Origin of the sequence: Acinetobacter sp. CIP 53.82 (assembly GCF_000369465.1) — a bacterium.
In the GTDB taxonomy this organism is placed as follows: Bacteria; Pseudomonadota; Gammaproteobacteria; order Pseudomonadales; family Moraxellaceae; genus Acinetobacter; species Acinetobacter indicus.
The window spans coordinates 869,752-894,303 of the sequence record NZ_KB850046.1 but is presented as its reverse complement, the minus strand read 5'-3'; the positions used below and the strand labels follow the sequence as shown (position 1 = coordinate 894,303).

The window sequence follows — 24,552 nt, the reverse complement described above, 5'->3', positions numbered from 1 at the left end:
ATTAACCGCACATGTTGCGGTTTTTTTGTGTCTATAATTTACTAAAACATTCCCGCATTATTTGATCTTCTGTTGAATCTTTAAGGTCAGCACAGTATTGCCACCCAATGCCGGCAGCAGCTCGTGATACGGCATACTGCGCATGGCGCGTAATAAAAACGGTGCCTGCGCATCAATGTTCATGGCGCTGGTCACATTCAGTAAACTGCCCTCGGCTTGCGGCAAAATCTGTATGCCGCCTTGCACATAGCGTAAATCTCCACCCACCGCCTGAAACTGCTGCTCCAGAGCGCCTTGTGCCTGAAAACGCAGTTTAAAATCAAACGGAATCTGAATCACGCCCAGTCCGACCGAAATTTTATAGTCGGCATCCAGCTGCCGGGCAGAGGGCTGCTGAATATGAACTTTTTTAATTTGCCGTGGAAACAGGTGCTGGTAAGCCTGCGGTTCAAGCCAGGGTTTTAGCTTGCTGGCCGGCTGGGCATAGTACTGATAGCTGCTGCTAAAACGCATGATTTCCTGCTTTGCACCATAGGACACCTGATAGGCCGGTAAAATAAAGGATACGGGTTCTTGTGATTTCTGGCTGATCTGCCGGATTTTGTTCATCTGGCTGACACTTAATTCAGGGGCTGGTACGTCGCCGGCGGGTAAGGCTCGGGGTGTTGTGCTTTTAAATTTACGTTGCAGTGCTTCCAGAATAAAGGCATTGGTGCCGGCCGGCAGGCCCAGTTTGGCATCGGGCAGGGCATTCAGGATGGTACGAAATAAAAAGCCTTTGGGCTGCGCCAAATCTCCCCAGTGCGTGACCGTGACCAGCGTCTGATGGGCCGACAAGGCAAACCATTCTATTTTTCCGGCGCCATACGAAATGGGTGCGTCAATCACCAGGGTTTCAATACTGTTGTCGGTGCGCTGATGTTGCAGGATCACATCCTCTTTAAAGTTCAGCACCGGAATGGGCGTGGGAATATGAATCCGGTATTTGACCTGACTGATGTGCTGGCGCTGCTCCAGCATCTTGGCGCTTTTGAAGGTCGGAAACAGCTGGGCATAGCCTGAATAGTCACTCAGCAGTGCCGCAACTTTGTGACTGGGCACTGGCAGCACCACCGCAGCACTATAAAATTTACCGCGTTTTGTGGATGCGAAAGTTGGCAGCTGAATCGGTTGCGCGGCATGCGCATAAATCAGAATTCCATCTCCGGTCAGCGCGGCCAGCTGCTCGGCACTGCTGCCATAGCCTTGTAAACTGCCTGGCATTTTTCCTGTCCAGCGAACTAAACTGGCCCAGGCAGACACTGGCAGCAGCAGAGTGCAAAGCAGGGCGATCAATCGGGTGTGCGTCTGTGGCATAAAACATCCTGTTTTTGCTGTGGAGATGAGCGAATCATCCCGTTTTGAATCGGGTTATTTTTTGAATGGTGTGTGCAGCATCATGACAGCACTGGCGAGAAAAAGAATAAGGAAATCACCTATTCTGGTGTAATATTTAGCGTAATTTAACTGATTTGATGATGAGCCGATGTCGGAACTCAAGCCTGCCTTGTCGCTACGTTATTTTTTAAATCTGGAAGAATCTCAGGATGGCTTTGCTCTGGCCACCTTTGGTAAAAAACAGTTTACCCGTTTTATTACCCCGTTAATTAGTGTCGGGATTATTGCCTGGGGCATTTATTTGGGCCTCGATGGTGTAGGTCGTTACTATCTGGCGCTGGGGGTATTTTTTCTGGTGCTACAGATGCTGATGCGCTACTGGTTCCTGCCGATGATGTTTAAGCGTCAGTTTGTCAAATACCAGTTTGGAAAAAGCGAACAGGGCATTGCGCTGTATCAGGATTATGCCGAGATTTCTGCCAATGGCCGTGACAAAGTGGTGCATTATAACGAAGTGCAGAATTTTGCTTCAGGCAAGCTGACCTATATGATTGAGCTGAAAAACCGCATGGTGATTATTGTGCCAAAACGCGTGTTTGAAAGCACAGCCGATCAGACCCTGTTTGAAAATACCTTTAAAAAATAAGCCTGTTAAAACCATCACATCATAAGAGGGAAGATCATGAATACACGTCCATCGAAAATTGTCTGTGTGGGTCGCAGTTATGCGGATCATGCCAAAGAACTGGGCAATGCGGTTCCTGATCGTCCGGTGCTGTTTATCAAACCGCCGAGCAGCCTGCGTCCGTTATCTGCCGGGATTGCCTGGAATCCGGCCTGGGGCAGCTGTCATTATGAATGTGAACTCAGCCTGCGTATTGACCAACCCTTAAAGGCAGAAACCGATCCGCAAAAAGCCTTGCAGGCCGTGGGGGCGGTGACTTTGGGGCTGGACCTCACCTTGCGTGACTTGCAGGATGAACTGAAACAGAAAGGCCATCCATGGGAACGAGCCAAAGCCTTTGATGGGGCTTGTGTATTGGCAGACTGGGTCGATGTTGCAGAAGTTAACGACTGGAAAGATGTGCACTATACGCTGCATATTAATGACGAACTGCGTCAGCAGGGGCATACCGCGCTGCTGATTTTTGAAATTGGTGCGCTACTGGCTGAAATTAGCCACAGTTTTAGTTTGGAGCCGGGCGATGTGGTCATGACCGGTACTCCGGCCGGGGTGGGTGCCTTAAAGGCCAATGACCAGTTAAGCATGCGTTTGCAGGGTAAAACCCGGGAATTTGTCTGGAGCACTTTTGTTCAAGCTTAACTGCTTCTCCAGACGACAAGGACTGCAATTGCAGTCCTTTTTTATTGAGCTTTTCGAGCCTTCCTGGTTTCAGTCTTTGAGTAAATCCTGAAACTTGCTATGCAGCTTCATCAGTTTGGGTGGAATTACAAAGTTGCAATAGCCCTGAGTCGGGTTATTGGCAAAGAAGTTCTGATGATAGGCCTCTGCCGGATAAAAACGCGGTGCAGCGGTCACTTCGGTGACCACAGGGATGCCTTCTGCCTTGAGCTGCTGGATCATCTGTTCGGCCTGTTGCTGCTGCTCCGGATTTAAATAATAAATCACCGAACGATACTGGCTGCCGACATCATTGCCCTGACGGTTAAGCGTGGTCGGGTCATGGGTGGCAAAGAACACATTTAACAGCTGGGTATAGCTGATTTGACTGTCATCGAAATCAATCAGAATGACTTCAGCATGGCCGGTATCACCATTGCACACCGCTTCATAATTCGGATTGTCCATCTGGCCGCCGGCATAGCCACTCACCACTTTGGCCACACCGCGCAGTTGGAGAAATACCGCTTCGGTACACCAGAAACATCCACCACCAAAAATTGCCTGTTGCATAAGGTTAGCCTTCTGTTGTCAATCGTTCATAAAAAAGGTCTGCAAAGGTGCAGGCCGGTGCAGTATTAACGCGGTTGTACGGCACTTTCCAGCTGAATCAGCAAATTACCATAACGATCCAGCAGTTTCAGGGTTTTACCAAAGACCTGATAATGGGTTACTTTGGCCAGTGCTTCATTGAATTTCTGATCAATGCCATTGCTGTTGAGGCAGGCCATACGGGTGCCAGCCATTTGGCTTAGCGTTAGCGTATCACGGCCGGCGCTGTAGCTGCCCATAATCCGGTTACAGCCATCGGCACCGCTAACGCGTTGGGTGGCGCTATCAAATTGCAGGCTTGGAATATTGTGGGCAGTCGGTTCGGTGCGAACCGCAGTATTGCCAATCTGGGTCACAATCCAGGTGCGGTTTTGTAGCTGGACAAGATTGGCAGTTTCAACGGTAGCACCCGGGGTTGGTAAAGTTTCACAGCCGCTAAAAACTAGGGCTGAACCTAAAAGGGCAACGGCAGCAAGATGTTTAAGCATATGGATTTCTCTTTATTTTAAAGCTGATGGATGTATCTAAACCAATTTTAAATTTGATCGCCAGTTAAAATTGTATCATTGATTTGACGGAGCGCCAGGAGCGGATGGCGCGGGCAAACCCTGCCGGATTAGTGCTGAAAATTGTGCACTATCCAGCTGGCCCGGCTGTTCCACACGCGGATTGATATAAGCGTGCTGATACCAGCTTTCAATGCTCAAGCTCTGATCAAGCGCCTGTAAATCATACAAATAATTGGGTAAATAACCCGAAGCTAGCAGGCGATAATCGGTGGGCAAGGTCTGGTTGGATACTGCCTGCACCATGTCAAAGACCAGGGTGGTGCAGTTACTGATCAGGGTGTTATACCATTTGGGCTGTTGTGCCAGTTCATCGGCTTTGGCCAGATATTCTAGAAACAGGGCTTTTTGCATGTCCCGTGGCATCTTCAGCGGGAAAAAATAGACCTGTTCGCCGCGAATATTACTGCGGGTATAGATAATATCTTTTTCATCCGCTGCCACCAGACTCAGTTCATATTTGCGGAAGAATCCGCCCAGCGAAGAAAATTCTTCATGGCGTTCTTTGCGGATTTCAATCGAAAAAGTCAGCGGTGCGGCATTGGCAAAATCGAAACTGACCAGGGTGTGGGCAATTTGTGGTCCCATCCAGTAGGAAGTGATGATGTTGACGCCCCGAATTTGGTTCAGGTCATAATGGCGACTTTCCCAGCGCTGCTCGTAGGAACCATCGCTGTGCCAGTTAAAGTTACGCACATTGTGCAGAATGACCTGATCGCCGTGACGCTCGGAATGTAACAGCTGCGCCACTTCGGGATTCCAGTCGCGGTCCTGGCGAGGTGGCAGGCCAAAATACCAGAGCTGGCTGCACAGAAACACCAGCAGATAAATCAGCACATCCAGTTTACGGCTAATCAGATGCCGGCTGATATAGATGCCCAGAATGCTCATGGCAAAGGAAATCCACAGGCCAATCAGGATCCGGCTAAACAGCAGTCCAAACGGCTGCTGAAACCACAGGATCAGCACCAGCCAGATCGAGCTGCCAATTACAAACAGGCTAAACAGGCCATGCAAACTGCCTTGAATCAAACGCTGTGCCAGTTCGGGCTGTTGGGGTGTCTGCATGCTGATGAATTCATTCAGAAAAATAAGCTTTATTTTCGGTAGCTGGCAAACTCAAATGCAATGCCAGTTTTGTCATCCAAATGTTGCTCGGCACTGACTTTCTGGAACGCTGCCGGAATTTCCGGATAATGTGCATCGCCCTGCACATCCAGCTCGACATGGGTCAGTTCCAGACGGTCGGCAATATCCATGGTCTGTTTAAAGATTTCACCACCGCCAATAATAAAAATACTGTCCGGCTTTTCTGAAGCCTGCACATCAGCCATGGCCTGAGTTAAAGCTTCTTCAATTGAATAGGCGACTTTGGTGCCCTCAAAGGCCCAATTTGGATCTCGGGTAATCACCCAATTGACACGTTTCGGTAAGGCACGACCCATTGATTCCAGGGTTTTACGGCCCATCACTACCACGCCGCCCTGGGTAATTTCCTTAAAATGTTTTAAGTCGGCAGAAATATGCCATGGCAAATCATTGGCTTTTCCAATACAGCGCTGCTGATCCATGGCCACCACGTGTACAACTTCTAAACCTTGAAATGCCATGCTGTTTCATCCATATCTCATGCGAAAAATTAACCCTATTAAAATGTAAAATCCCCCTCGATGAAAGGGGGATGGAGCATTTGTCCGGAATTAATTGGCTTTAAACCGCTACCGGGGCCTTAATTGCCGGATGTGACTCATAACCGACAATTTCAATATCTTCAAATTTAAACGCGAACAGATCTTTGACGTCCGGGTTCAGTTTCAGCTGGCACAGCCCCAGCGGTTCACGACTGAGTTGCAGTTGTGCTTGTTCAAAATGGTTGGCATATAAATGGGTATCGCCGCCGGTCCAGACAAAATCACCAACCTCTAGATCACATACCTGGGCAATCATATGGGTCAGCAGCGCATAGCTAGCAATATTGAATGGTACACCCAGGAAGACATCGGCACTACGCTGATACAGCTGGCAAGAGAGTTTGCCGTTATGAACAAAAAACTGGAACAGGGTATGACAAGGTGGTAATGCCACCTGACCGGCTTCCTGCGGATTCCAGCCCGATACAATTAAACGGCGTGAATTCGGGTTGGTTTTAATCTCATTGATTAGCCAGGAAATCTGGTCAAAACCATCCTGATTATAGCTGTTATCGGCATTTTTGCTGGCGCCAAAGTTACGCCACTGATGGCCATATACCGGACCAAGCTCGCCTTCAGGACGGCCGAAACGCGCCGTCTGTTCTGCCGTTGACCATTCATCCCAAATCGTAACTTTGTTGTCCTGCAGATACTGAACGTTGGTATCACCTTTCAGGAACCATAACAGTTCAATCACAATTGAACGGAAATGCACTTTTTTGGTGGTTAACAGCGGAAAACCCTGAGACAGATCAAAGCGCATCTGATGACCGAATACAGAACGGGTTCCCGTGCCGGTACGGTCGCCTTTGTCGCCGCCGTGGTCAAGGATATGTTGTAACAGGTCAAGATATTGGCGCATGAAATTCTCTCAATCAAATAGTGATGTGGCTCCTGTGTCGACCTTCATTGCAGCGCAAAAGGCTGGCTGTGTTGAAGATCTTGGCTTTAAATGAGCACATAAAAGTGCAGCCATCATAACATTGATGCCGGGCCGAGATGAATATTCATCATCATTAAAAAAGGCATCTTAAAAAAGATGCCTCAGCAAAATAGTGGCAGCTTATGCGGTTGGCCGGCCGGTGTGCGGGGTGTAAATCAGATCACTCAGGTCATAACCCAGACTTTTGGCCTGCGCCAGATATTCATTTTGTGTGGCTTCATCCAGCTGTGGATGACGATGCAGCAACCATAAGTATTTGCGGCTCGGGTCACCGACCAGTGCGGTCTGATACTCCGGATCAAGTTTTAAAATCCAGTAATCACCTTTGGTAAACGGAATCCAGCGCAGGCCTTCTGGCAAGAAGCTGACTTCCAGCTTGCCATGTTCAGCATCGACCGGGGTGGCTTCACCAATCGATTCATCTAGTTGACCCTGACCATCCAGACGGCGGTTTTGCACACGCACTTTGCTATCTTCATTCAGGCTGTAGGTGGCGGAAATATCGGTACTGTCTTCGGGTTCATGGCGCATTGGCAAACGGGCAATTTCGTACCAGGTGCCCAAATAACGTTGCAGGTTAAAACCGGAAATGGTGTTCAGTTCTGAATTCATAAACAACTTCCTGAATTATTTTCATAAAGACTGCAGTTATTCTAAGCAGGCTGAACGGGATTCGGGTTATTGTTGTTAGCGCTCCTGTTTCGGCATGTATGCAGTGTAAATTCAGCCCGGTTTTCTGTGCAGCAACTGCTACACAGGTTATTAAAATGCAAAAAATTGGACAGGAAAATAAAGCTTAGGAGTCAAACCGTTTGGCACGTTGCTGGTAGATCGACACCATAAACAGTCCTACCAAGATAAAGCCGAGTGCTTGCAAGGCCATGGCCCAAAGTTGCATTTTCGGTAGAAACAGCAGCAATACGGCCAGCAGGAGCAGCGGTGCCAGATTCAATCCCCCGTACATCAGTCTACGCTGATGTTCTGGCCAGGAACGACGATTGCTCCATTGATACAGCAGATGTAAGCCCATGCCCAGAATCAGACTGAGGATGACCCAAAACGGTGGCAGCTGTGCCTGCGTCGAGGCCAGATAAATCAGCAGACAGGTACCAATACAGATCATCAGTTTGAGCTGACGATGACAACGCGCGGAATACCAGAAACTGAGCATTTATGCCTGATCCTGATGTTGATGCAGCAATGACAGTGGCGAGAACAGACAAATTGCCAGAGCCATAAAGCCAAGTCCTTGTGCGCCCGGTAATAAAATTTCACTCTGTTGCATATTCATGAAAATTAGTGCCAACAGCAGGGCAATCGGAATCCAGGTCAGCAGGCGATACAGTAAACCGGTGGGACGTTGTGCCGCAAAATGAATTTTGCAGTAACGGCAAATCAGAAAAATAATTCCGGTGCCCATAAACATCAGGATGGCATCATAGGCCAGCGGTTGCATCCAGTATAAAACGCCGGTGACCACTGCAATCAGAATAAACAGCATGAGTTTTTGCAGTACGGATACGTTGGGATTAAACCAGAATTCGAGCATAGCCCACCAGATGAATTGTGCAAGGGTGCATGCACTTTAGCAAAAATGGCATAAAAAAAGCGAGGCCAATGCCTCGCTCCGGTTTAACTATTTTTCTGTGGGCCCCAGTCATAGATTTTTTTCTGGTAGGCGTACCACATCATCCAGAGACCGACCAGAATCATTGGCAGACTCAGGAATTGGCCTTTACTCATCCAGGCAATAAATAGCTGACCATTGTCCGGTTCGCGGAAGAATTCCACCACAAAACGCGCCAGACCATAACCAATCAGGAACAGTGCCGAAACTGCCATACGTGGACGCGGTTTGGAACTGAACCACCACAGCAGAATAAATAACAGCAGCCCTTCAAACAGCGCCTGATACAACTGTGATGGATGACGTACCAGCTGTAGTGGATCGGTCGGGAAAATCATGCCCAGTGCAAAGTTTGGATCACTGACCGGACGGCCATATAACTCGCCACCAATAAAGTTGCCGATGCGTCCAAACATCAGCCCGGTCGGGACACAAGGTGCAATAAAGTCCAGGGTTTGGAACCAGGTCATCTGGTATTTTTTGCACCAGAACAGCATGGCCAGCATGACCCCCAGGAAACCACCGTGGAAACTCATGCCCCCGGTCCAGACTTGAAACAGCCACACCGGGTTAGCCAGAAACTGCTCAAAGCCATAAAAGAACACATAACCGACACGGCCGCCAATGACTACACCCAGCGCGCCGTAAAAGATCAGGTCCGAAACCATGTCCGGCGTCCAGCCACGCTGCTTGGCGCGATAGGTGGCCAGACCCCAGGCAAATAAAAAGGCCAGTAAATACATCAGTCCATACCAGTGGACTTGTAAGGGACCCAGCGATATCGCCACCGGATCAATATTTGGATAGGTCAGCATTCCTGTTCCTTGTCATTCTGTTTTGCACAGATTTTAGCTGAATAAGATGAAAAATGTTGTACATTCAATGTGTAAAGATAGCGAGCAGGAAATTATGTGTATTGTGGCCTTTGCCTGGCAGGTTCTGGATGAGCTGCCTTTATGTTTAATTTCAAACCGTGATGAGTTTTATCAGCGTCCGACTGCGGCGTTGCATGCCTGGGAAAATAGCCCGATTTATGCCGGACAGGACTTGCAGTCGGGTGGCACCTGGATGGGCGTGACCGCCAGAGGCCGCTGGGCCATTGTTACCAATTTTCGTAATGGACAGGATCAGCACAATTATCCGACCTCACGCGGCCATCTGATTCAGGATTTTCTGGAATCTGAATTAAGTCCAATTCGCTTTGCACAAGCATTGGAGCCGCGCCAGTGCGATTATGCCGGCTTTAATTTATTTGTCGGCGACCGGGAACAGGCGGTGTATATGAGCAACCGAGGGGAGGCGCCGCAAGTGCTGGCCAAAGGGGTATATGTAGTGTCCAATGGCTTAATGGGCGAGCACTGGGAAAAAACTGGCCATTTGCGTAAACGCTTTACCCAGGAATTTTTACCGATGTTACAGCAAGCCCAGATGCCAGAAGCAGATCTGCAGCATGCTGCCTGGGATATTCTGGAAGATGAACGCAAGGTGATTACGGATTTATTGCCAGAAACCGGCATTCCTGTCGAGCTGGAAGAGTTATTGTCGTCGACCTTTATTCAGAGTCCGGCGTATGGTACACGCTGTTCCAATATTTTAAGATTAAATGCTCAGCAATGGCACTGGTTAGAGAAAAGCCAGCAGGGTGAAACCGCCGGGCAGATCGTGGAGCTGAATATTCCACTACAGAAATAAAAAATACCGGCATCAAGCCGGTATTTTTAAGTTTAAGGATGCTTAAGAGAAAGCGTTTTATGCTTGCTCTAGTGCCTCACCTGCAATCGGACCACCGTCTTTACGGGTGATGACCACAGTAGCTGAACGAGGAACTTTACCTAACGCGCTGTAGCGGGTACTTTGGTTCGCTGGCCAAGCACCACCTGGATGCTGAACATTGACAAAGATCGCTTTATAGTCAGGTGTAATGGTTACCCCGGTAATTTCACAGCCAGATGGACCAACCAGGAAGCGGCGGACACGGTCATTAGAAAGCTGTGCACCCACAATTGTTTCTTGACCACCTGCTTTAGTACTTGCTGCAATCGCGGTACCGCCATCACCGACTGAACCTGGAAGTGCTGCAAGCATCATACAGTTGGTTTCATCTGTATATTGACCATCATCGGTTTGAATCCAAAGGATACCACGTGGGTCAAACCACATACCATCCGGGCTAGAGAAGTCGTTCATATCGTCTAGACCAGACAGGTTGATGTTTGACTCAGCGCGTGCTTCAGCACCAAATAAGAAGATATCCCATTTAAATGCTGTAGCGGCTACCGTGTCGCCTTCTTCACGGAAGCGAATAATATGGCCATTCATGTTTCCGGAACTACTTGCGCTTGTGCCCTTGAAGTCAATATAGCTACGTGGGTTAGCGGCATCAGTTGGATACGAACGACCACGGCTGCTGTTATTGGTTAAGGTGACATAAACTTCGCCATTTTCAGGGTTCACTGCAACCCATTCTGGGCGGTCCATTTTGGTTGCACCAACGTGGTCTGCAGCAAGACGGGCATGAACAACGACATCATCCTGACCGGAGAAAGGATAGATTGCATTCGCAGAGGTGAGGCCATTCTGGTTATGCGACAGTTCTAACCATTCACCGGTACCATCATCATTGAACTTGGCAACATATAATGTACCGTTATTCATATATTTGTCGCCAGCAGCATAGCCGCCGTTTACATCTTTAGGGTCCCACACTGCATCTGATACGAACTTATAGATATATTCACCTGTCGCATCATCACCCATATAGAACGCTAATGGCTGACCAGGGATCGGGTTACTACAACGACAATCTTCATGTGCAAAACGGCCGAGTGCAGTACGTTTTACTGGACGTTCAGTTGCGCTAAACGGGTCAATTTCAACAATAAAGCCACAAGTGTTCATGACATTACGGTAGTCTGCTAGCGCGTTTTCACCTTTAACTGAAATATCCCAACGATCATAAAGATCTTTGTCACCAGTTAACTCGGCAACTGGAGTATTCCATAAATATTGCGAAGAACGGGCATTAGCACCACCACGACCATAACGTGATAAGGCAATTTCTTCTTTTGCAATGGCACGTGTGTCATTGGCTTGACGAGCGAAATAACCGCTCCAGTTTTCTTCTGCAGTCAGATATGTCCCCCAAGGTGTATAACCGTTACCGCAGTTTGCAAATGTACCACGTGTTAAAGTACCGTCTTGAGAGAATCGGGTTTTAACCAGATCAGAACCGCGCGCTGGACCACGGATTTCCATTTCAGTTGCGGCAGTAATACGACGGTTAAATTCAGAATTTAAATTAATTTTAACGTCTTGGGTATTTTCATCTTTGCTAATTTCAACAACAGATACACCGTGAGCATTTACTTCACGTAAAACCTGATCTTCAGGGCGGATGCCATCTACTGAAATCGTGCCCACAGGGGTATGTAACTGAGATTGCTGCAGATACTCATGGTTTAATACCAGCAAGCCTTGTTTTGATTCTTTGGCAGCATAGTTTTTGTTGGTTGGATGCATACCGAAGAAGCTCATACCATCATGGTTATCGCCGGCACGGAATTGATAAGATGCACCTGATGGTAGTTCAGCATCGGTTTTTTCTGGATAAGTAGGGTTAATTGGATCGCCTACTGCATATAACACTTTTAGCTGGTAGCCTGCAGGAACACTGAAGAAGTTCGCTGTATTTTTTCTCACAGGTTCAAAGGTTAATTTATTCGGGCGGGCGTTCAGATCGCTCCACTCATGCTGGTCAGGAGAGGTTGTGTCTGGAGGAGTAGTTGGATTTTCACCTGAATTAGCAGAATCATTATCATCATCTGAACAGCCGCTCACGCTTGCTGCAAATGCTAATGCCATTGCCCCACTTGTAGTTTTTGCAATAAAACCACGACGATTCATATGTTGATCAAGAATCGTTTGAAAATGCGTATTATTTGAAGTGTTACTATCTTCGGTCAGATCCTGACACGGAATCATTTCATCGTTGTTCATTTAAAAGTCCTAGCTTTTCTTTAATGGCTTGGTTGCTGCTTAAAAGCTAGAAATAAACTACCCGCTGAATATGACAGTACCTTGAAGAAAATATTTCAAAAAAGTTAAATAATAACAATGGTTTACTAAAACAAAAAAGAGCAGCCGGAGCTGCTCTTTTTTAATCGGGTTTGTAAAAACTTATTCTGCAGTCAGCCGACGCTTCTCAATCAGCTTGCCAGCAAATAAGCCCAATTCGAATAACATCCACATTGGAATGGCCAGCATAATCATCGACAGCGCATCCGGTGGGGTCACAAACATCGAAACAAAGAAACAGCCAACAATAATAAAGCGACGTTTTTCGACCAGCTGCTGGGTACTAACCACACCAATTAAAATCAGCAATAGGGTAATAATCGGAATTTCAAAGGTAAATCCGAACACCAAAAATAGCTTCAAACAAAAAGTCAGATAACTATTAATATCGGTCATCGGGGCAACTGTTTCCGGTGACACACTGATGAAAAAGTGCAGAATTGACGGCAGTGCAATAAAGTAAGCAAATGAAATCCCAATATAGAACAGGGCAATACTGCTTATGAGCAATGGCAGCGCCAGACTTTTCTCTTTTTCATATAATGCCGGTTTTACGAAAGCCCACAGCTGATAAATAATAAACGGCATCGCAATCATCAACGCCACAAAAAAGTTCAGCTTAAACGGTGCCATAAAGGTGGCCGTGACATCGGTAGCAATCATGGTCGATGAAGTCGGCAACTGCGCACGCAGCGGTTCAGATAAAATCTGATAGGTGCGATTGGCAAAAGGCAATAAGCAGAAAAACAGCGCAATAACCAGGCCCACAATTTTAAATAGATGCTTGCGCAGAATCACCAGATGTTTGGTGATCGGCATTTCTTCTAAAGCAGCTTGCTCGCCCACTGTCGCCGCTGGCAATTGAGAAGGAGAACTTTGACTCATACAGCCACCTTATAATCGGTAAATTGTGATGTGGTCGGAGGGATAGCTTCAGTCGCGGTTAGCGGTTGATGCTGAGGACGCAGCAACAGCGAAGGTTGCGGGGCAATAAAGGTATAGCGCATCGGCAAATTTTTATTATCCGTTGCAGCGGTCTGGTTCGGTTGTTCTTCCGCGAATATTTTTTGTTGTTTTAGCTCATGCATCTGAGACTGCATTTTTTGCTCAAGTTCCTGAATACGTGCCATTTCCTGTTGCATCTGTTCACGCAGTTCAGAAAGTCGAAGTTCCCGATCAATATCATTTTGCACATTGCTGATGGTACGTTTAATTTTGCCGTACCACTTTCCAACAAAACGTGCAGCTTCAGGCAGCTTTTCTGGACCCAGCACCAATAATGCAATGATGCCGAAAAACAGCAGCTCCGCCATTCCAATATTGAGCATAACAAAATTACCTGAAAAATTATTGTTTTACAGTCGTGTTAACGTCAGATGATGTTGCTTGATGTTCAATGGTACGTGGCTCGTTTAGGGCCGCAGTGGTCGTTTCATCATCTTTAATTGATTTTTTAAAGTCTTTAACCGCACCGCCCACATCTTTACCCAGGTTTTTCAGTTTAGATGTACCAAACAGAAGAATCACCACGATTGCAAAAATCAGAACGTGCCAGATCGATAAACCAGCCATAATATTTACCTCTTTTTAATTCAAGACATATCTCAACAGGTCTAGATGACAGCGAGGTGACAGGAATATTGCGATTCAAAGACAACAGATGGGCTAAAAGCATGTTGTGCCATCAATTATGTTAGGATAATCACCACTTTTCTGCCTTCCTGTGTACCCGCATGGCGCTGTTGCTTCCGCTAATTTCATTTCTGATTGGATACTTCGGGGTCGCGTATTTAAAGCCGTTGCGTCCGGTGCTAGCGATGTTACTGGCCCGGCTGTTTATTCCGTTACTGATTATCTACAACATGGTGTTTTATCAGGACGGCAGCTTGTGGCTGATTGGTTTTAGTCTGGTCAGTTCCATCATTTTCTTTGCGGTCTTTTATATCTTGCAAAAAGATAAACTGATCGCACTGTGCTTCAGTTATTTAAATGGAGCCTGGCTGGGTTTTCCCTTTGCCTTGGCCCTGTTTGGACCTGCGGCCAGCAGTATTATTGTGGCGCTGTATATTGGCGGATCCTTATTTGGCAATGTTTGTGCGGTGATGGCGGTGAGCCAGACCCAGCAAGAATTAAAGTTTATTGTTAAAAATGTGCTGCTTTCACCGCCGGTGATTGCCCTGAGTCTAGCGGGTATTCTGTCTTTTTGGGATGTGAGCCAGTTTGAACATCAGACCCGGGTGCAAGTGATTTACCAAAGCAATAAAGTACTGGTGACCTTTGCCGGCATGTGCGTGCTGGGAATGTGGCTGAGTAAAGTCCGGATTGGCTGGGCTGACTTAAAGCGCAGCCTGGCTTTACTGGTTGCACGTATTCCGCTGGCCTTGTTGCTATGTGCCATCGCATACTGGTGTTTACCCATTCCGCAGCAGACCTTGATTTATGCCGTCATGCTGATGTTTTTTCTACTGCCACCGGCTGCTAATATTGTGGCACTAGAAACCCATTATCAGGGCACAGGTGATTCTGCCAAATATATTGCCTCAGGAACGATTGCCAGTGCGATTTTGATTGGCGTATATGGCGTGGTGGTGCATGCGGTGGTGCCGGGTTTATAAATCAAAAAGTTCTCTCTCCCTTTGGGAGAGAGTTAGAGAGAGGGTATAAAAGTTTTTGAAAGTCCCTCTTTATTAAAGAGGGGGATTTACGGAAACCCTTTGTAGAAATGAGCAATATTTTAGCGTCAGAAGAAAGATGTATAGAAGAATCTCTCCCAGCCTCCCTTTTTCAAAGGGAGGAGTTTTAAAATGATGTTACTTCTCCAAACTTGCTTTAAACAGCTGCATCGCCTGACCTCGATGGCTGATCTTATTTTTTTCTTCTTTGCTCATCTCTGCGCTGGAAATCCCCAGTTCCGGTAACCAGAACAGTGGATCATAACCAAAACCATTTTCACCACGTGGTGCATCCAGAATTTCACCTTGCCAGATGCCTTGGAAAATTTGTGGTAAAGGATCTTCGGCATGCTGCACCAGGGCCAGCACACAAACAAACATCCCTTCAATCGCTGTTCCATCTTTGCGTAAAGGCTGTAAGTCTGCCAGCAGTTTTTCATTATTGGCGGCATCATTGCCATGTGCGCCAGCATAACGGGCAGAGTAAATTCCCGGTGCGCCGCCCAGTGCCGGTACGCAAATCCCGGAATCATCAGCAATTGCAGGCTTGCCAGAAATTTTAGAGGCATGACGCGCTTTAATAATCGCATTTTCAGTAAAGCTCAGGCCATCTTCAATGGCATCTTCAATATTGAGCTGGCCTTGCGGGATGACATCAACCGGTAAATTCAGTTCTGCAAACAGTTTTTCAAATTCCGCAATTTTGCCTTTATTATTGCTGGCCAGAACCAGGGTGCCTTGAGAGAGCCAAGCAGGTGCAGTCATCTCGAATTACTCATGATTGAAAACATGCCGGCTAGTTTAACCGAAAACCACCAGACTACAGGCATGAAAAAAGCACCCGAAGGTGCTAGTGTTTTTGAACCTGGCTTATTGTGCCTGAATCCATTTGTCGGCACGGTCACGTGCCTGACGAATCTGTTCTTGGGTCAGGTTGGCGGCCAAGGCCGTTTTTTTACCTTCAGATAAAGAAATCACTTTATTGTCGAGCATGCCATCACGGGTAGACAGCTCATACCACTGATAAGCGCCCATATAGTTTTTCTTTTTCTCTTCCATCATCGCCAGGTTAAAGCTGGCACGGTTATCACCGCGGCTGGCCGCTTTTTCAAAATACTGACGGGCCAGGACTTCATCTTTTTTGGTGCCAATGCCATCAGCCAGCATACGACCCACGTTCAATTGGGCTGAAGACAGTCCCTGATCGGCAGCGGCTTTATACCAGGCAAAAGCCTGACGTTCATCTTTAGCGACATCTTGGCCATGCAGATATTTGGTTGCTAGATAGAACTGCGCACCGGCCTGACCGGCTTTGGCGGCTTTAATCAGACCCTGAATGTCCATCACCGAATACTGGGCGGCCTGGCTCGACACCGAGCTGCCTGGCGCCACGTAATCTGCATGCGCCTGCAGGCTAAAAAGTCCAACCAGTAGCGTCGTGCTTAATAATAATTTTTTCATAGAGCGCTCACTCGATAAATTGCGACTTCACCAAACAGATTCGGGATATGTTTACTGAGTAAACTAACTTGTTGATCCCCATTCACAGCGAGTCGATTAATAATACGGATATTGTTTTCAGCACAGAGTGCTTCGAAATCACGGAAAGTACAGAGGTGGATGTTTGGGGTGTTGTACCACATATACGGCAAAGCTTCTGAAACCGGCATTTTTCCTTTCAGTGCCAGGAAAGAACGGGTCCTCCAGTGGGCAAAGTTCGGAAAGGTAATAATCGCCTGTTTTCCGACACGCACCATATCACGCAATAATACGTCAGGTGCATCTACAGCTTGCAAGGCTTGTGCCATGACCACATAGTCAAAAGACTGGTCGGCAAAGCGGCTTAAACCGAGGTTTAAGTCTTGTTGGATGATATTTAACCCCCGACTGACGGCAATTGCAATCTTTTCTTGGTCAATTTCCAGGCCGTAAGCACGAATATTGTGCTTTTTACTCATGTGGGCCAGCAGTTCACCATCACCACAACCAAGGTCTAAAACGCGGGAACCGGGTTTAATCCACTTTTCGGCAAGTTGCTGATCAATACGCATTACACAGCCTCCTGCGGGGTGGCCTTGAGGTGTTCAGCACCTCCCAAAAATGCTCTTAAAGATTTGACATATAACGGAATCGGGAACAGGAAGGAGTCATGGCCCTGTTCCGCATCAATGTCTAAATAGCTGACTGGTTTATGGTTGCTAATCAGCGCATCGACAATTTCCTGCGAACGCGAAGGCGAGAAACGCCAGTCAGTGGTAAACGAAATCACCAGGAACTGACATTGGGTATGGGCCATAGCCTGTACCAGCGACTGTTCGTATTCACGCGACGGATCAAAATAATCTAGCGCCTTGGTCATAATTAAATAGGTGTTGGCATCAAAGTTACGGCTGAACTGTTCACCTTGATAGCGCAAATAGCTTTCCACCTGAAACTCGACATCGAAACCGTACATGAATTTGCCCAGTTTCAGGTCACGGCCAAATTTCTGCTTCATGGCTTCTTCAGACAGATAGGTGATGTGTCCGACCATCCGCGCCAGAATCAGGCCACGTTTTGGATAGCTGTCATGTTCCAGATAACGGCCATGATGAAAATCAGGATCAGAAAGAATCGACTGACGCGCGACTTCGTTAAAGGCAATATTCTGTGCCGAGAGTTTTGGCGCACTGGCAATAATCACACATTTTTCCAAACGGTCCGGATAATCAACCGACCATTGCAAGGCCTGCATGCCCCCCAAAGAACCGCCAATTACTGCATACCATTTTTGAATGCCTAAGCGGTCTGACAGCATGGCCTGGGTTTTGACCCAGTCACGCACCGTTACCAGCGGGAAATCCGGACCATAAGGGCGGTTTTCATTTTCCGGGTTGGGTGAGGTTGGACCGGTCGAACCATGACAGCCACCAATATTGTTCAGTGCCACCACAAAGAATTTAGAGGTATCAATGGCTTTGCCCGGACCAATACAGCTGTCCCACCAGCCAGACTTTTTATCATCTTCATGATGATAGCCCGCCGCATGATGATGCCCGGACAGGGCATGGCAGATTAAAATGGCATTGGATTTGTCGGCATTCAAGCTTCCGTAAGTTTCAACCATCAGTTCAAAACGTGGCAGAATGCGTCCACATTCCAGCTCTAACGGCTCTTCAAATTGAAACTGTTGTGGCGTTACGACACCCACAGAGTTAGCAGGGAAAGACACAGGAATAATTCGCCTTAGAATCTTTAGAATGAATAAATAAAAAGGATACCACTTGGGGTATCCTTTCTAAAGTACTTTATGTGCTTAAACGGCAGCAGCAACCAATTGTTCTTTGCTTAATACGCCCTGATCAATCAGACGGTTAGTGCTGGCAATAATGGCTTCAATGGATGAAGTCACAATGTTGTCATGCACCCCGGCACCAAAGGCAGATTTACCGGTACCTTTCACCTGCAACTCAACCAAGGCCAAGGCTTTGGCATTGGCACCCGAGCTGATGCCGCGTTCTTCATAGTTCAAGACATCAATTGGTAACTGCAAGGCATCCAAAATGGCCGAGATCGGACCGTTACCTTCACCGCGCAACTGCTGTGTCGAGCCATTCACCACCACTTCAAGTTCAATTACCTGTTTGCCATTGTCATCAGACAATTTATAGCTCTTGGCAGAATAATGTGAATCTTTGGCATCGACATAGGTTTGCTGGAACAATGACCAGATTTGCTGTGCTGAAATTTCAGTGCCTTCTTCATCGGTCACTTGCTGCACCACTTGCGAGAACTCGATTTGTACACGACGCGGCAACACCACGTTGTAGTTCGATTCTAACAAGTAAGCAATCCCGCCTTTACCTGACTGCGAGTTCACCCGAATCACGGCATCATAGTCACGGCCCAAGTCTTTCGGATCGATTGGCAAGTAAGGCATATCCCAGATTTCTTCGTTTTTCTGGTATTCAAAGCCTTTTTTAATCGCATCCTGGTGTGAACCCGAGAACGCCGTGAAGACCAAATCACCGGCATATGGATGACGTGGATGCACAGGTAAACCGGTACATTCTTCTACGGTCGCAATAATTTCGTTGATGTTAGAGAAATCCAATTCTGGTGCCACGCCCTGGGTGTACATGTTCAAGGCAATTGCTGCCACGTCAACGTTACCGGTACGCTCGCCGTTACCAAACACACAACCTTCAACACGGTCAGCACCGGCCATAATCGCCAATTCAGAGGCAGCAATACCACAGCCACGGTCGTTATGACAGTGAACAGAGATGATTACCCCGTCACGACGTTTGATGTTGCGGTGCATCCACTCGACCTGGTCGGCATATACGTTTGGAGTCGAAACTTCTACAGTCGCAGGCAAGTTTAAGATGACTTTGTTTTCAGGAGAAGCTTCCCAGATTTCAGTCACGGCGTCACAGACATCTTTAGCCACTTCCAATTCGGTTGCGGTGAAACATTCCGGGCTGTACTGGAAAATCCAGTCCGTTTCTGGATATTGCGCTGCGTATTCTTTCACTTTTTCAGCAGCGTTAATGGCCAACTGTTTGGCACCCGCGACATCAACATTCAAGACTTTTTGACGGAAGGTTGGCGAGTTGGAGTTATAGATATGTACAATCGCGCGTTTTGCACCTTCCAATGCTTCAAAGGTACGCTGAATCAAATGGTCACGTGCCTGAACCAAAACCTCGATATACACATCATCTGGAATGTGGTTTTCTTCAATCAATTTACGGGTGAAATCGAAGTCAATTTGTGAAGCAGACGGGAAGCCAATTTCAATATGCTTAAAGCCAATTTTCACCAACATCTGGAACATTTTGAACTTCTGTTCAATGCTCATTGGTTCGAAAATTGCCTGGTTACCATCACGCAGGTCGGTGCTCATCCAGATAGGCGCTTTTGTAATTTCGTTGTTCGGCCATTGACGGTCTGGCAAGTCAACACGTTGATACATGCGACGATATTTTTTACTTGGATCAGCCAACATCATGAGGTAACTCCTTGTGAAGCATGGGTTGCTTAAGATTATAAAAAAGCAACGTACTACTTATATAGATGGTATCTATGGTATCAATTTACAAGCGTATTTCCGGAAAATATTAGGATCAGTCCACATTCTCAGAAAGAGTTGCTACCTGGCTGGTACCGTTCGCGGTCTTGCAAATTCCTAAGATAAATATAAGCCAACTGAAGTGGAAATTATTCTCTTAATTTGCATCATTAAAGGTTGTGGAGATAAAAAATTTCACTGGATCTGGTTTTTGTGAAAAATATAGCGACTATTGATCTCTTGCAGGCGCGCCGTTCCCATTAAAGCCATGGTCACTTCCAGTTCTTCCCGCAAAATTTTAATCACATGCGCCACACCTAACGCACCGGCTACTGCCAGACCATAAATATACGGCCGGCCAATCAGCACGGCGGATGCGCCCAAGGCCAGCGCCTTAAAAATATCGGAGCCGCGGCGGATGCCACCATCCAGCACTAAGGGAAAATTTGCCGGCAGTTGTGCGCGTATCATCTGTAGAGCTGTCAGTGGGCTAATGCAGTCATCTAGCACCCGGCCACCATGATTGGAAATGACCAGTCCCTGTACACCGTATTGCAATGCCAGTTGAGCATCTTCAGGATGCACAATGCCTTTGAGCAGCACCGGTAAAGACGTTTGCTGTACCAGCCAGGCGATATCTTCCCAGGTCGGTGCCTGTTGCATCAGACCATCAAACAGGGGATGTTGCTCTGGCCTGAGGATGGGGGATGTAAAGGAAGATAGATGCGGATGAGGCAGATGCGCCGGCACTTGAAAACCGGCCCGACGTTCACGGTCACGAACGCCGCTATGCGGTGAATCGACGGTCACCACAATGGCTTTAAACTGTTGTTGCTCTGCCAGTTGCACCAGTGCCAGCGATTGTTCGCGATTGCCTTGCCAATACAGCTGAAACCATTTAAGAGAGGTTGTTGGCGCAACTTCACGCAGATCGGTAGTACTTAAATGACTCAGGACCAGATTACTGCCCACTGCTTCTGCTGCGAGGGCAGTGGCTAGTTCACCCTGTGGATGAAACAGTTGCTGATGGCCAACCGGGGCGAGAAAAATTGGATGGGGAAATTCCTGCCCGAACAGTTCGCAGCGGGTATGGCCTTGGCTTAGGTCACGCAGCATTCTGGGCAGCAGTTGCAGCTGCTGAAACTGGTCCAGATTCTGTTGCAGGCTGCGCTCATCCATCGCGCCGCCTTGTAAATAGTGCCAGGTGGCCGGCGTTAAATGTTTGCTGGCCTGAGCTTCATAGTCAGCAATGGTTTGCAGATAGGCTGGAATCTGAGTAAGTGGCGGCAGTGGCTGGGCAGATGTCATAGTTCGCCCCATTGACGCAGCAGATTATGATAATGCGCGGTCAGTTGCAGCACTTGTTCATTATCGCCAAGTTGCTGACGCAGTTGGCCAATGGTCATATCCAGATTAAACAGCATGCTGCGCTGCCAGTCATCGCGAATCATGCTTTGTGCCCAGGTAAAGGCGGCAATGCGCCGCCCGGCAGTGACCGGTTCTACCCGGTGCAGGCTGGTGGCGGGATAGAGAATCACATCACCGGCATCCAGCTTGACTTCATGAGCCCCGTAAGTGTCTTCAATCACCAGTTCACCGCCCTGATATTCTTCCGGTTCAGACAAAAATAAGGTCATGGAAACATCAGTACGAATCAGCTGCTGATGTGCAGCCGAATAATGCACGGCGCTGTCGACATGATTGCCATACGTCCCTTGCTGCTGATAGCAGTTAAACATCGGCCGTAGAATATGTTTGGCTAAGGTCGCAGATTGTACCAGCGGATGCTGTCTCAGTGCCTGTTCAATCTGTTCAGCCAGCGCTGGATACACCAGATGCTGTGGGTCAAATTGCAGATTGTGTTTGCTTTTTTTTGCCTGTGGCCCGGCACTGTGCTGGCCATCAATCCAGGCGGTATGCTGGTTAAGCTGCTGACGAATGTCAGCCACGGCCGCTTTACTGAGAACTTGAGGAACATGCAGCATCATGAGACTTGAATCATCCTTCAGACAGAGCGCTGTCTGTCATCATAAAGCCAAATAAAAAATGAAGCAGCATTTCAGATAAATGCTGCTTCAACAGAACAAAATAAAACTTAGAACTTATAGTTAAAGGTCAGGCTGGCACTGCGCTCCTGACCAAGCGTCATACGCGAACCGCCGTTGTTCAAGGTGCTGATGTATTCTTCATCTGCCAGGTTATAGACATTCAGGTTCAGTGAGGCATTTTCATTGAATTGATAACCGGCCATGGCATCAAACACCACATAGCTTGGAATGCTTGGCATATTGGCTGGAGCAGTGCTGTCGGTGACGACACGTTTTTGCTCATCGACATAGCGCGCGCCCAGACCCAGTTTAAAGCCGGCAATGTCATAGGTGGTCCATAACGAGGCAGTCCATTCCGGTGACCAGCGTACGCTATCGGTACGGGTCATGACATTGTCACGGAAACTTTGCTGATCTTCCTGTTTGGTTTTCATATGCGCCACACCGGCAGAAATATTCCAGGCATCGGTAATTTGGCCGACTGCACTCAGCTCAACCCCATCGACAATAGTTTTACCTTCCTGGATGGATTCCTGGGTAATCGCATCCTGGGTAAACTGGTTTTCATTTTCCGTGCGATAGACTGCGGCATTGAGGGCTAGACGACCATCAAGCAGATCCCATTTGCTACCCAGTTCATAATGATGGGTTTCTTGCGGTTCTGCCGCTGCACTGTTAATGCCCGACTCAGACATCACAAAGTTGGTGCTGCCCGGTGGGGTTAAGGATTTGCCATAAGAAGCATAAACGCTGCTGTAAGCAGTTGGTTTGTACAGACCGCCAAGTTTCCAGCTCAGCAGGGTGTCATGTGCACTGATATCTGAAGCTACAAGGGCATTTGTGCCGCGAGGTAAGGACAGGCCTTGATAGTCAGTTTCGTAATAATCTACCCGTACTCCACCGTTTAACTGGAAGCGTTTGCCAAACTTTAAGGTATCAAACAGATAAGCCGCAGCCGTCTGGGTTTCACCATCGCTATAAGCACCGTTATAGATCAGGTCGGCCATTGGATCATTGGGGTTTGGGTTATACAGGTTGGCTTCAGTGGTGGATGCTGTTGGTTCATCCGGCATTTGGGTGGCCAGATTGCGGGTGTATTGCTGCTCTTTTAAAAATTCCAGGCCAGCTACCACATCATGTTCAATAGCACCGGTTTTCAGGTTCAAATTTAAAGTGGTCTGGTTGGCCAGAATTTTATTTTCCTGATCAACCCCCTGACGTGAACGGCTGATGGTCCAGTCGGCTGGATTGGTCGAATCATGTGCAGAAATGGTGTTAATCCCGGTCAGGACTCGGTTCATCTGGGTTTGACCCAAACGGGTGATATTAGTCAGTTTTAGATTATCTGCCAGATCACTTTCAATTTTCGCGGTGAACATGTCGGCATCGACATCTTCGTAATCATCTACATGGCCATAATAGTTTTCACGATTAACCTTGCCAGCTTGGGCAATATCCGGATTGGCATTCCAGAAGCCTTCCATACCAATGGTTGGAATACCGCCATCAGGGATATTACGTTGACGGACGTGCTGTGAATATAAATACAGGCGGGTCGGAGTATTCAGGCCAAAGGCAACAGATGGGGCAATGGCATAGCTATTGTTTTCGAGCACATCACGGCCTTGCACGCCCCCTTCTTGTCCCATGACATTGAGACGAAAAGCGGTATTGTCATTGATGGCTTGGTTGATATCGGCTGAGAGGCGGGCATTTTCTGCGGTGTTGTAACTGGCAGAGACTTCGCTGCTGTTTTGCAGATGCGGCAGTTTGCTGACCAGGTTGATATAACCGGATGCTGAACCACGACCGGCTTCTGCACCGGCTGGGCCTTTCACGACTTCGACCTGTTCCAGGTTAAATACATCGCGGCTGACTGCGCCCAAATCACGGATACCATCGACATAGGTAGAGGTTTGGGTTGAGAAACCACGCATCTGGAAGGTATCGCCGGCGCTGGTATTGCCGTTTTCACCCATTTGTAAGGTAATGCCCGGGGTGTTGCGTAGCGCTTCAACCAGTGATGTCGCGCCTTGTTCTTTTAATAAGGTTTGATTAATAACAGAAACTGTTTGTGGGGTATCGACCAGTGGCTGGGTCTGTTTCGCGGAGCTGAGCTGATTGGTTTTATATTTATTTTCATCCTGAGATTTCACCGTGATTTCAGGAAGCTGGGTGACTTCTTCGGTTGCTGTGGTTGCATGTGCCATGAGCGGCAGGGTGGCTGCAAGGGCAACGAATGATGCAGTGCGTTGATGTTTACGGCTCTTAATCTGTGCCATGGTGGTGTATTTCCTGATATGAATGACAAAATTCCCTTACCACAATGATTTGAGTGCGCAGTTCAAATGCAGAGTAATGATGGACTTATTGTATGTGCTCAATAAGTAATGCGAATTTTATTGATAATAATTCTCAGTAACAATATGAAAATTGGTTAAAACAAGCTAAACAATTAAGAAAATATTTATGGATTGGCTGCATTTAATGAAATAAATCAATAAGAATATTTGAATAATCGTATTTTTGATTTAATTTGATCGGTTT

General features: G+C 47.5%; 26 protein-coding genes. 4 read left to right on the top strand and 22 right to left on the bottom strand.

What is annotated here, in order from left to right; all coding sequences use genetic code 11:
* Positions 1-57 precede the first annotated feature (57 nt).
* Positions 58-1,356 (bottom strand): SRPBCC family protein, encoded by a 1,299-nt coding sequence (locus F905_RS09770; protein WP_005180222.1) that lies wholly within the window; start codon positions 1,354-1,356, stop codon positions 58-60.
* A gap of 169 nt (positions 1,357-1,525) precedes the next feature.
* On the opposite strand from F905_RS09770, the gene F905_RS09765 reads away from it, so the two are divergent.
* Together F905_RS09765 and F905_RS09760 are read left to right on the top strand one after the other, a co-directional pair.
* Positions 1,526-2,023, top strand: a complete 498-nt coding sequence (locus F905_RS09765; RefSeq protein ID WP_005180217.1) for a YcxB family protein — start codon at positions 1,526-1,528, stop codon at positions 2,021-2,023.
* A gap of 36 nt (positions 2,024-2,059) precedes the next feature.
* Positions 2,060-2,701 (top strand): fumarylacetoacetate hydrolase family protein, encoded by a 642-nt coding sequence (locus tag F905_RS09760; protein WP_005180214.1) that lies wholly within the window; start codon positions 2,060-2,062, stop codon positions 2,699-2,701.
* A gap of 69 nt (positions 2,702-2,770) precedes the next feature.
* Here F905_RS09760 and msrA read toward each other — a convergent pair whose 3' ends face one another.
* The 9 genes from msrA to lgt all read right to left on the bottom strand — a co-directional run bounded on the left by msrA (position 2,771) and on the right by lgt (position 8,973).
* Positions 2,771-3,292: a peptide-methionine (S)-S-oxide reductase MsrA gene (gene msrA / locus F905_RS09755; RefSeq protein ID WP_005180210.1), complete on the bottom strand. Its 522-nt coding sequence runs from the start codon at positions 3,290-3,292 to the stop codon at positions 2,771-2,773.
* Positions 3,293-3,357: 65 nt separating this feature from the next.
* A complete protein-coding gene (locus F905_RS09750; RefSeq protein WP_005180208.1) occupies positions 3,358-3,819 on the bottom strand; it encodes an META domain-containing protein in 462 nt (153 codons plus the stop codon).
* Between the two features lie 75 nt (positions 3,820-3,894).
* The gene (locus F905_RS09745) at positions 3,895-4,965 is read right to left on the bottom strand and encodes an Lnb N-terminal periplasmic domain-containing protein (RefSeq protein WP_005180207.1); all 1,071 of its coding nucleotides are present in this window, start codon (positions 4,963-4,965) and stop codon (positions 3,895-3,897) included.
* Positions 4,966-4,994: 29 nt separating this feature from the next.
* On the bottom strand, positions 4,995-5,507 hold the full coding sequence (locus tag F905_RS09740; RefSeq protein WP_005180205.1) for a dihydrofolate reductase: 513 nt from the start codon (positions 5,505-5,507) through the stop codon (positions 4,995-4,997).
* A 100-nt stretch (positions 5,508-5,607) separates the two neighbouring features.
* A complete protein-coding gene (gene thyA, locus F905_RS09735; RefSeq protein ID WP_005180203.1) occupies positions 5,608-6,450 on the bottom strand; it encodes a thymidylate synthase in 843 nt (280 codons plus the stop codon).
* A gap of 201 nt (positions 6,451-6,651) precedes the next feature.
* Positions 6,652-7,143: a lipocalin family protein gene (locus tag F905_RS09730; protein WP_005180198.1), complete on the bottom strand. Its 492-nt coding sequence runs from the start codon at positions 7,141-7,143 to the stop codon at positions 6,652-6,654.
* Positions 7,144-7,327: 184 nt separating this feature from the next.
* Entirely contained in the window at positions 7,328-7,702 is a 375-nt protein-coding gene (locus F905_RS09725; RefSeq protein ID WP_005180197.1) for a hypothetical protein, read from the bottom strand.
* Positions 7,703-8,080 (bottom strand): hypothetical protein, encoded by a 378-nt coding sequence (locus F905_RS09720; protein ID WP_005180195.1) that lies wholly within the window; start codon positions 8,078-8,080, stop codon positions 7,703-7,705.
* Positions 8,081-8,163: 83 nt separating this feature from the next.
* Complete coding sequence (lgt, locus tag F905_RS09715) at positions 8,164-8,973, bottom strand: prolipoprotein diacylglyceryl transferase (RefSeq protein WP_005180193.1); 810 nt, start codon at positions 8,971-8,973, stop codon at positions 8,164-8,166.
* Positions 8,974-9,067: 94 nt separating this feature from the next.
* Here lgt and F905_RS09710 point away from each other — a divergent pair, with 94 nt between their 5' ends.
* Positions 9,068-9,850 carry an NRDE family protein gene (locus F905_RS09710; RefSeq protein ID WP_034598231.1) on the top strand — a complete coding sequence of 261 codons (783 nt, stop codon included), beginning with the start codon at positions 9,068-9,070 and terminating at the stop codon, positions 9,848-9,850.
* 57 nt (positions 9,851-9,907) lie between these two features.
* Here the strand turns inward: F905_RS09710 and F905_RS09705 are convergent, their stop codons facing one another.
* From F905_RS09705 to tatA, 4 genes are all read right to left on the bottom strand, one after another.
* Positions 9,908-12,154, bottom strand: coding sequence for a PhoX family protein (locus F905_RS09705; protein ID WP_005180190.1), 2,247 nt, complete (start codon positions 12,152-12,154; stop codon positions 9,908-9,910).
* A 180-nt stretch (positions 12,155-12,334) separates the two neighbouring features.
* On the bottom strand, positions 12,335-13,117 hold the full coding sequence (gene tatC, locus F905_RS09700; RefSeq protein WP_005180188.1) for a twin-arginine translocase subunit TatC: 783 nt from the start codon (positions 13,115-13,117) through the stop codon (positions 12,335-12,337).
* Positions 13,114-13,560, bottom strand: a complete 447-nt coding sequence (gene tatB, locus F905_RS09695) for a Sec-independent protein translocase protein TatB (RefSeq protein ID WP_005180187.1) — start codon at positions 13,558-13,560, stop codon at positions 13,114-13,116. Before tatB ends, tatC begins: the two co-directional genes overlap by 4 nt.
* A 19-nt stretch (positions 13,561-13,579) precedes the next feature.
* Complete coding sequence (tatA, locus tag F905_RS09690) at positions 13,580-13,804, bottom strand: Sec-independent protein translocase subunit TatA (RefSeq protein WP_005180185.1); 225 nt, start codon at positions 13,802-13,804, stop codon at positions 13,580-13,582.
* Between the two features lie 161 nt (positions 13,805-13,965).
* Here tatA and F905_RS09685 point away from each other — a divergent pair, with 161 nt between their 5' ends.
* Positions 13,966-14,847, top strand: coding sequence for an AEC family transporter (locus F905_RS09685; protein ID WP_005180183.1), 882 nt, complete (start codon positions 13,966-13,968; stop codon positions 14,845-14,847).
* Between the two features lie 195 nt (positions 14,848-15,042).
* Here F905_RS09685 and rdgB read toward each other — a convergent pair whose 3' ends face one another.
* From rdgB to F905_RS09645, 8 genes are all read right to left on the bottom strand, one after another.
* Positions 15,043-15,669, bottom strand: coding sequence for an RdgB/HAM1 family non-canonical purine NTP pyrophosphatase (rdgB, locus tag F905_RS09680; RefSeq protein ID WP_005180181.1), 627 nt, complete (start codon positions 15,667-15,669; stop codon positions 15,043-15,045).
* A gap of 105 nt (positions 15,670-15,774) precedes the next feature.
* Positions 15,775-16,365, bottom strand: a complete 591-nt coding sequence (locus tag F905_RS09675) for a tetratricopeptide repeat protein (RefSeq protein WP_005180179.1) — start codon at positions 16,363-16,365, stop codon at positions 15,775-15,777.
* Positions 16,362-16,955, bottom strand: a complete 594-nt coding sequence (gene metW / locus F905_RS09670; protein WP_005180178.1) for a methionine biosynthesis protein MetW — start codon at positions 16,953-16,955, stop codon at positions 16,362-16,364. Before metW ends, F905_RS09675 begins: the two co-directional genes overlap by 4 nt.
* A complete protein-coding gene (metX, locus tag F905_RS09665) occupies positions 16,955-18,115 on the bottom strand; it encodes a homoserine O-succinyltransferase MetX (RefSeq protein ID WP_005180176.1) in 1,161 nt (386 codons plus the stop codon). Before metX ends, metW begins: the two co-directional genes overlap by 1 nt.
* A gap of 84 nt (positions 18,116-18,199) precedes the next feature.
* The gene (gene leuA, locus F905_RS09660) at positions 18,200-19,897 is read right to left on the bottom strand and encodes a 2-isopropylmalate synthase (RefSeq protein ID WP_005180175.1); all 1,698 of its coding nucleotides are present in this window, start codon (positions 19,895-19,897) and stop codon (positions 18,200-18,202) included.
* Between the two features lie 255 nt (positions 19,898-20,152).
* Positions 20,153-21,265 carry an alpha-hydroxy acid oxidase gene (locus F905_RS09655; RefSeq protein WP_005180173.1) on the bottom strand — a complete coding sequence of 371 codons (1,113 nt, stop codon included), beginning with the start codon at positions 21,263-21,265 and terminating at the stop codon, positions 20,153-20,155.
* Complete coding sequence (locus F905_RS09650; protein WP_005180172.1) at positions 21,262-21,945, bottom strand: Fe2+-dependent dioxygenase; 684 nt, start codon at positions 21,943-21,945, stop codon at positions 21,262-21,264. The genes F905_RS09655 and F905_RS09650 overlap by 4 nt, the downstream gene beginning before the upstream one ends.
* 107 nt (positions 21,946-22,052) lie before the next feature.
* Positions 22,053-24,287 (bottom strand): catecholate siderophore receptor Fiu, encoded by a 2,235-nt coding sequence (locus F905_RS09645; protein ID WP_005180169.1) that lies wholly within the window; start codon positions 24,285-24,287, stop codon positions 22,053-22,055.
* Positions 24,288-24,552 lie beyond the last annotated feature (265 nt).

Excerpts from the sequence above, each read along its gene's own strand:
- F905_RS09770 (WP_005180222.1), bottom strand. The coding sequence starts at position 1,356 with ATGCCACAGACGCACACCCGATTGATCGCCCTGCTTTGCACTCTGCTG.
- F905_RS09765 (WP_005180217.1), top strand. The coding sequence starts at position 1,526 with ATGTCGGAACTCAAGCCTGCCTTGTCGCTACGTTATTTTTTAAATCTG.
- F905_RS09760 (WP_005180214.1), top strand. The coding sequence starts at position 2,060 with ATGAATACACGTCCATCGAAAATTGTCTGTGTGGGTCGCAGTTATGCG.
- msrA (WP_005180210.1), bottom strand. The coding sequence starts at position 3,292 with ATGCAACAGGCAATTTTTGGTGGTGGATGTTTCTGGTGTACCGAAGCG.
- F905_RS09750 (WP_005180208.1), bottom strand. The coding sequence starts at position 3,819 with ATGCTTAAACATCTTGCTGCCGTTGCCCTTTTAGGTTCAGCCCTAGTT.
- F905_RS09745 (WP_005180207.1), bottom strand. The coding sequence starts at position 4,965 with ATGCAGACACCCCAACAGCCCGAACTGGCACAGCGTTTGATTCAAGGC.
- F905_RS09740 (WP_005180205.1), bottom strand. The coding sequence starts at position 5,507 with ATGGCATTTCAAGGTTTAGAAGTTGTACACGTGGTGGCCATGGATCAG.
- thyA (WP_005180203.1), bottom strand. The coding sequence starts at position 6,450 with ATGCGCCAATATCTTGACCTGTTACAACATATCCTTGACCACGGCGGC.
- F905_RS09730 (WP_005180198.1), bottom strand. The coding sequence starts at position 7,143 with ATGAATTCAGAACTGAACACCATTTCCGGTTTTAACCTGCAACGTTAT.
- F905_RS09725 (WP_005180197.1), bottom strand. The coding sequence starts at position 7,702 with ATGCTCAGTTTCTGGTATTCCGCGCGTTGTCATCGTCAGCTCAAACTG.
- F905_RS09720 (WP_005180195.1), bottom strand. The coding sequence starts at position 8,080 with ATGCTCGAATTCTGGTTTAATCCCAACGTATCCGTACTGCAAAAACTC.
- lgt (WP_005180193.1), bottom strand. The coding sequence starts at position 8,973 with ATGCTGACCTATCCAAATATTGATCCGGTGGCGATATCGCTGGGTCCC.
- F905_RS09710 (WP_034598231.1), top strand. The coding sequence starts at position 9,068 with ATGTGTATTGTGGCCTTTGCCTGGCAGGTTCTGGATGAGCTGCCTTTA.
- F905_RS09705 (WP_005180190.1), bottom strand. The coding sequence starts at position 12,154 with ATGAACAACGATGAAATGATTCCGTGTCAGGATCTGACCGAAGATAGT.
- tatC (WP_005180188.1), bottom strand. The coding sequence starts at position 13,117 with ATGAGTCAAAGTTCTCCTTCTCAATTGCCAGCGGCGACAGTGGGCGAG.
- tatB (WP_005180187.1), bottom strand. The coding sequence starts at position 13,560 with ATGCTCAATATTGGAATGGCGGAGCTGCTGTTTTTCGGCATCATTGCA.
- tatA (WP_005180185.1), bottom strand. The coding sequence starts at position 13,804 with ATGGCTGGTTTATCGATCTGGCACGTTCTGATTTTTGCAATCGTGGTG.
- F905_RS09685 (WP_005180183.1), top strand. The coding sequence starts at position 13,966 with ATGGCGCTGTTGCTTCCGCTAATTTCATTTCTGATTGGATACTTCGGG.
- rdgB (WP_005180181.1), bottom strand. The coding sequence starts at position 15,669 with ATGACTGCACCTGCTTGGCTCTCTCAAGGCACCCTGGTTCTGGCCAGC.
- F905_RS09675 (WP_005180179.1), bottom strand. The coding sequence starts at position 16,365 with ATGAAAAAATTATTATTAAGCACGACGCTACTGGTTGGACTTTTTAGC.
- metW (WP_005180178.1), bottom strand. The coding sequence starts at position 16,955 with ATGCGTATTGATCAGCAACTTGCCGAAAAGTGGATTAAACCCGGTTCC.
- leuA (WP_005180175.1), bottom strand. The coding sequence starts at position 19,897 with ATGATGTTGGCTGATCCAAGTAAAAAATATCGTCGCATGTATCAACGT.
- F905_RS09655 (WP_005180173.1), bottom strand. The coding sequence starts at position 21,265 with ATGACATCTGCCCAGCCACTGCCGCCACTTACTCAGATTCCAGCCTAT.
- F905_RS09650 (WP_005180172.1), bottom strand. The coding sequence starts at position 21,945 with ATGATGCTGCATGTTCCTCAAGTTCTCAGTAAAGCGGCCGTGGCTGAC.
- F905_RS09645 (WP_005180169.1), bottom strand. The coding sequence starts at position 24,287 with ATGGCACAGATTAAGAGCCGTAAACATCAACGCACTGCATCATTCGTT.